Origin of the sequence: Catenibacterium sp. GCM10023432 (assembly GCF_042651925.1) — a bacterium.
GTDB classification, from domain to species: Bacteria; Bacillota_I; Bacilli_A; order Erysipelotrichales; family Coprobacillaceae; genus Catenibacterium; species Catenibacterium mitsuoka.
Genome location: NZ_JBHSEB010000032.1, coordinates 1 through 5404, shown reverse-complemented (window position 1 = coordinate 5404; position 5404 = coordinate 1). Strand labels below are relative to the sequence as shown.

Here is a 5404-nt window from a genome sequence, read left to right as displayed (position 1 = left end):
AAAAATGATACCCACAGGAGGGGTATCACAACTGTCAGGTTGTTGTCCTCCTTATGGGTACCATTTTAGAGCTCCTGGGATTGCTTTTGGGCTGTTAACTTTTTAAGGGTAGTTTTCTGATGTCTATTTTATTTATTTTATAAATTGTCTATTATGTTCTTAAGGTCAATAATTCTGTTATGAAATGACGATTGTCAAGTGGAAATATCACATTCCTTTGATTTTCGTTTTTTTCGTTTTTTCCTCGTTTTTTCGTTTTTTTTCAATCAAGAACACAGGACAAGAAACTTCTATACAGATTTATTGTCGGTTGGCCACTCTGTTATTCGTGGATTGGTTACCTCAGGTCAATGGTTTCGTCGCAAGTTTCTTTGTCTATAGTCGTGAATCAAATCTTTGGAATAAGAAGTGTCTACATAGATTTGTCTTGAATAACTTTAACCATCTTCTTATAGAGAAAAAAGTCCGCCTTTTACTATTTCTGAAGCTATAATGAGTTATTTACCCGTTACAGCCCCTCTATAGCTTCTTTAATGTTTCTTCTACATCATCTAGAATCTGACTGAACTTAGTTAAAGCTCTAGATACAGGTTCTGGTGTACTAAAATCTACACCTGCATGCTTTAACTCATCTAATGGATAAGCACTACCACCCATTGATAAGAATTCTAAGTATTTCTTTACAGCACCTTCTTCATTATTAAGAATTGCTTCACTTAGCGCAACTGCTGCACAATAACTTGTTGCATACTTATATACATAGAATGGTCTATAGAAATGAGGAATTCTAGCCCATTCATACTGTACTTCATCATCAATGACGAGATCTTCACCAAAATAATCTTTAATCAAGTTCTTATATAATGTATTCATGCTTGCTGCAGTGATGGCTTCTCCTCTTTCAGCCATGGCGTGTGCATCTCTTTCAAATTCTGCAAACATTGTCTGACGATATACAGTGCCCTTGAAACCTTCTAGATAGTGGTTTAATAAAGCCAAACGTTCTTTAGGTTCAGTTGTCTTCTGTAATAACTGTTCTACAAGTAAGTTTTCATTAACTGTAGAAGCGACTTCAGCCACAAAGAGTGTATAGTCTGCATTTTGTGGTGTCTGTGTATGGTTAGAAAGCCATGTATGCTGTGAATGACCCATTTCATGGGCAATTGTACTGACACTATCTAATGTACCTGTAAAGCTTGTAAGGATGTATGGATTAGAGTCATATGTACCACTAGAGAAAGCACCACCACGTTTACCATTATTAGGATAAACATCAATCCATCTATCCTTATAAGCCTGTTTTACTCTATTGACATAGTCTTCACCTAGTGGTGTGACTGCATCTAATACCATCTGCTGTGCTTCTTCATAAGTATATGACTTAGATGATCCTGCAACTAGAGGTGTATAAACATCATAATAATGGAGTTCATCTAAACCAAGCATCTGTTTTCTTAAACGTACATAACGATACATTTCAGGCATGAACTTTCTTACTGTATCGACTAAACTATCATACACTACACCTGGTACATGTTCATAAGCCATGCTCATTGCACGTGAAGACTCATAATGTCTCACCTGTGCTTCTGCCACTGCTTCTTTAATACATGCATTATATGTAGAGGCAAAGGTATTAATATGTTCCTTGAATCCTTTATAGAAAGATTTAAAGGCATTTAATCTAAGTGTACGGTCTTCACTCATCTGTAAAAGAATATAGTTAGACTGGTTGAGTTCATGGACTTCTCCATTTGAATCAGTCACTGATTCAAATGTCATATCAGCATCCTGTAAGCTTTCAGAAATCTTACTAGGAGCCCCTAATGTTTCTGTAAAGGCAGCAAGAAGTGCCTCTTCTTTTGCACTTAATACATGAGGTTTCTGATCTAATAACTTCTGCATATTAAATGCATATGGTAATAAATCATCTGAATGTACAATTGATTCTAAAACGTCTTCATCAAGTGATAGGATTTCTGGTTCAGCAAAGCTGATTGCAGTTGCGTAAGCTGTATAGACCTGATACGCTTTTGCTTCCATTGCCTGTGCATCACTATCTCTTGTATCTTCACAATTTCTAAGTGATGCATAACAATAGAAATCAGATAACTTTCTACCTAGATGTGTATCAAAATCAAAGAATTCTCTGATTGTTTTCGCATTATTGAGTTTACCCTGATATTCAGGTAATTTCTTAATCATTTCATCAAGTTCAGGTAATGCGTTATTCCATTCTTCATCATTTTTAAAAAGTGTTGAGAGGTCCCACATATATTGTGGATCCATATCTTTACGTTCTTTCATTGTTTCTGACATAATACTGCTCCTTTCAATGAGTTAGTTATAGTATACCACTCATTTGTGTTTCATACACAAAAAAAGATGATTCCAAAGGAATCATCTCTTAAATAATTAGTCGTTTAAAGCTTCGATCATAGCTACGTATGATTCAACCTGTAATGATGCTCCACCAACTAAAGCACCATCGATGTTTGGCTGTTCAAGTAAAGCTTTTAATGTAGCAGGCTTTACAGATCCTCCGTACTGAATTCTTACTTTTTCAGCAACGTCCTGACCATAAAGTTCAGCAACTACACCTCTAATGTAACCACAAACGTCTTCTGCGATTTCATTAGTTGCAGTCTTACCAGTTCCGATAGCCCAGATTGGTTCATAAGCGATAACTACTCTTTCAGCAGCTTCAGCTGTAACATCCTTGAATGCAGCAACAACCTGAGTCTTAACTACATCATGAGTCTTTCCAGCTTCATATTCTTCTAAAGATTCACCAACACAAACGATTGGAGTCATACCGTTGTTTAATACCTGAAGCATCTTTAAGTTAACAGTTTCATCAGTTTCACCGAAGTACTGTCTTCTTTCAGAATGTCCTAAGATAACCCATTCAACACCGATTTCTTTTAACATTCCAACGCTTACTTCACCAGTATAAGCACCACTGTCTTTGAAATGGCAGTTTTCAGCAGCAACAATTAAGTTCTTTGCGCCTTCTTTAGCAGTTGCTAAATCTAAGAAAGGAGTAGCGATACCCCAATCAGCTTTATCAGTTACTTTACCATCAACAGCAGCAACAAATTCCTTTGTTTCTGCGATGCCATGGTTCATTTTCCAGTTTCCTACAATAATTGGTTTTCTCATTTTAAATTATATCTCCTCGAAAAATTATTTATCGTTGATAGCAGCGATACCTGGTAATACTTTACCTTCCATATATTCTAATGATGCTCCTCCACCAGTAGAAATATGAGATACCTTATCAGCGAATCCTAACTGCTTAACAGCAGCTGCAGAGTCACCACCACCGATGATAGTGTTAGCACCCTTAAGGTTAGCTAACATGCTACATACAGCTTTAGTACCTTCTGCGAACTTAGGCATTTCGAATACACCCATAGGGCCATTCCAGATAACTGTCTTAGCACCTTCAAGTTCTTTAGCGAATAATTCAACAGTCTTAGGACCAATATCAAGACCCATGTATCCTTCAGGTACATCTTCACCAACAACCTTGATATCTCCATCTTCACCAAACTTACTGCTTACTACAGAGTCAATTGGAAGGATTAACTTATCTCCACCCTTTTCGATGAATGACTTAGCTAATTCTACCTTATCTTCTTCAACTAATGAAGAACCAACTGTATGTCCCTGAGCTTTAGCGAAAGTATAGCACATACCACCACCGATAATGATCTTATCAGCAACTTTTAATAAGTTTTCAATTACACCGATCTTAGAAGATACTTTAGAACCACCTAAGATAGCTACTAAAGGTCTTTCTGGATCAGATACTGCCTTACCAATATAAGCGATTTCCTTTTCTACTAAGAAACCTGCAACTGCTGGTAAGTGAGAAGCGATTCCTACAGTTGAAGCATGAGCTCTATGAACTGAACCGAATGCATCTTCTACGAATACATCACCAAGTGATGCCCAGTAAGCACCTAATTCAGGATCGTTCTTAGTTTCACCAGCTTCATAACGAGTGTTCTGAACTAAGATAACCTGTCCGTTTTCAGCATTCTTTACTGCTTCTTCAAGTTCAGCACCGCGAGTAGCGTTTACGAACTTAACATCTCTTCCTAATAATTCAGCAAGTTTAGGAGCAACAACAGCCATATCGTTCTTAGCTTTGTCTTCTTCCTTCTTGATCTTACCTAAATGAGAGAAAAGTACAACAGCCTTTGGGTTGTGATCTAATAAGTAGTTGATTGTTGGTAATGCAGCAACAACTCTGTTATCGTCTGTAATTTCTCCTGTGTTTTTGTCTCTTGGTACATTGAAATCTACACGTACAAGAACTGTCTTGCCTGCGACATCAATATCTCTAATTGTTAATTTATCCATTAATTATCATCCTCCTACGACGAATTATAGCACAATTAAATATTTATATACAATCAAAAATACTATTCTTACTAATTATCTATTTACAGATGAAGCAATTTTATGATATGTCCATCTTTTTCCTCTGATGGCAACGCTTAACGTCATGATATTTTCAGGTAAAGCCATACCACACCATCCAGCATCACCGATATGCTGGATGTCTACACCACATCTTTTATTCACAATAGCGATTTCTCTGACTGTTTCAGTATCTGCACCTTCCTGGCTTGTACCGATTGCAGATAATGCTAAAGCGTTATGTGCATGAATATATTCGCATGCTTTAGTAACTGTTGCTTCAGATAATCCAGGAACAGTATTCACAGCTGGCATTAAGATGACATCAGCCCCTGCATCAATGAATTCCTTGATTGCTTCTAAATCTACAACAGGTTCATTGACACCTGCACCATGCATCTTACCGGCAATAATGAGGCCCTTGAAATATTTCTTGGCTTCTTTAATTGCAGCTGCAATAGAATGATTAGATACGCCAACACCTGGGTTACCTGTTAAACAGATGAAGTTGAATCCTAATTCCTGTGCTTTCTTAAATGTTTCAGCAGTTGCCTGTCTACCAGATGCAATTGTCTGTCTTTCTTCAAGCATATCAGCATCTAAGTCTACTGGTTCAAGGTTACATCCTACTGGTCTACCAATCAATTCCTGTAACTTCTTAACTGGTTCATCACATTCTGGTAAACCATTGATCACTGGATTATTGCAATCAAATACATTTAAAAGAACCATATCGCTACCAAAAGAAACAGCAAGTTCCGCATTCGTTAAGTCTCCTAATAATGGCGGAATAGCCACTACTGTTTCAGTCATGACAGTTCTTCCTTCACATGCAAGAATAGACTGTTTTAATTCTTCTCCATTCATTGCAAGCATTTCACTTGTTGTACAATTCAATAATCTTTTCATATTTTCCTCCATTTCCCCGCACCTTCGTTGCGCGGACACAAATATATAACCAAACTCAAATCCA

Annotated in this window: 4 protein-coding genes; all 4 read right to left on the bottom strand. The window is 37.1% G+C overall.

Annotated elements, in window-relative coordinates:
- Nucleotides 1-519: 519 nt before the first annotated feature.
- Nucleotides 520-2319 (bottom strand): oligoendopeptidase F, encoded by a 1800-nt coding sequence (gene pepF, locus ACFOZZ_RS04515; protein ID WP_279148070.1) that lies wholly within the window; start codon nt 2317-2319, stop codon nt 520-522.
- A 96-nt stretch (nt 2320-2415) separates the two neighbouring features.
- Nucleotides 2416-3162, bottom strand: a complete 747-nt coding sequence (tpiA, locus tag ACFOZZ_RS04510) for a triose-phosphate isomerase (RefSeq protein ID WP_022425257.1) — start codon at nt 3160-3162, stop codon at nt 2416-2418.
- A gap of 24 nt (nt 3163-3186) precedes the next feature.
- Nucleotides 3187-4371: a phosphoglycerate kinase gene (locus ACFOZZ_RS04505; RefSeq protein WP_278779384.1), complete on the bottom strand. Its 1185-nt coding sequence runs from the start codon at nt 4369-4371 to the stop codon at nt 3187-3189.
- 75 nt (nt 4372-4446) lie between these two features.
- A complete protein-coding gene (locus ACFOZZ_RS04500; RefSeq protein WP_055232838.1) occupies nt 4447-5340 on the bottom strand; it encodes a hypothetical protein in 894 nt (297 codons plus the stop codon).
- Between the last annotated feature and the right edge of the window lie 64 nt (nt 5341-5404).

What these genes read in the sequence shown, in the direction of transcription:
- ACFOZZ_RS04500 (WP_055232838.1), bottom strand. Translation starts at nt 5,340, where the DNA reads ATGAAAAGATTATTGAATTGTACAACAAGTGAAATGCTTGCAATGAAT.
- pepF (WP_279148070.1), bottom strand. Translation starts at nt 2,319, where the DNA reads ATGTCAGAAACAATGAAAGAACGTAAAGATATGGATCCACAATATATG.
- tpiA (WP_022425257.1), bottom strand. Translation starts at nt 3,162, where the DNA reads ATGAGAAAACCAATTATTGTAGGAAACTGGAAAATGAACCATGGCATC.
- ACFOZZ_RS04505 (WP_278779384.1), bottom strand. Translation starts at nt 4,371, where the DNA reads ATGGATAAATTAACAATTAGAGATATTGATGTCGCAGGCAAGACAGTT.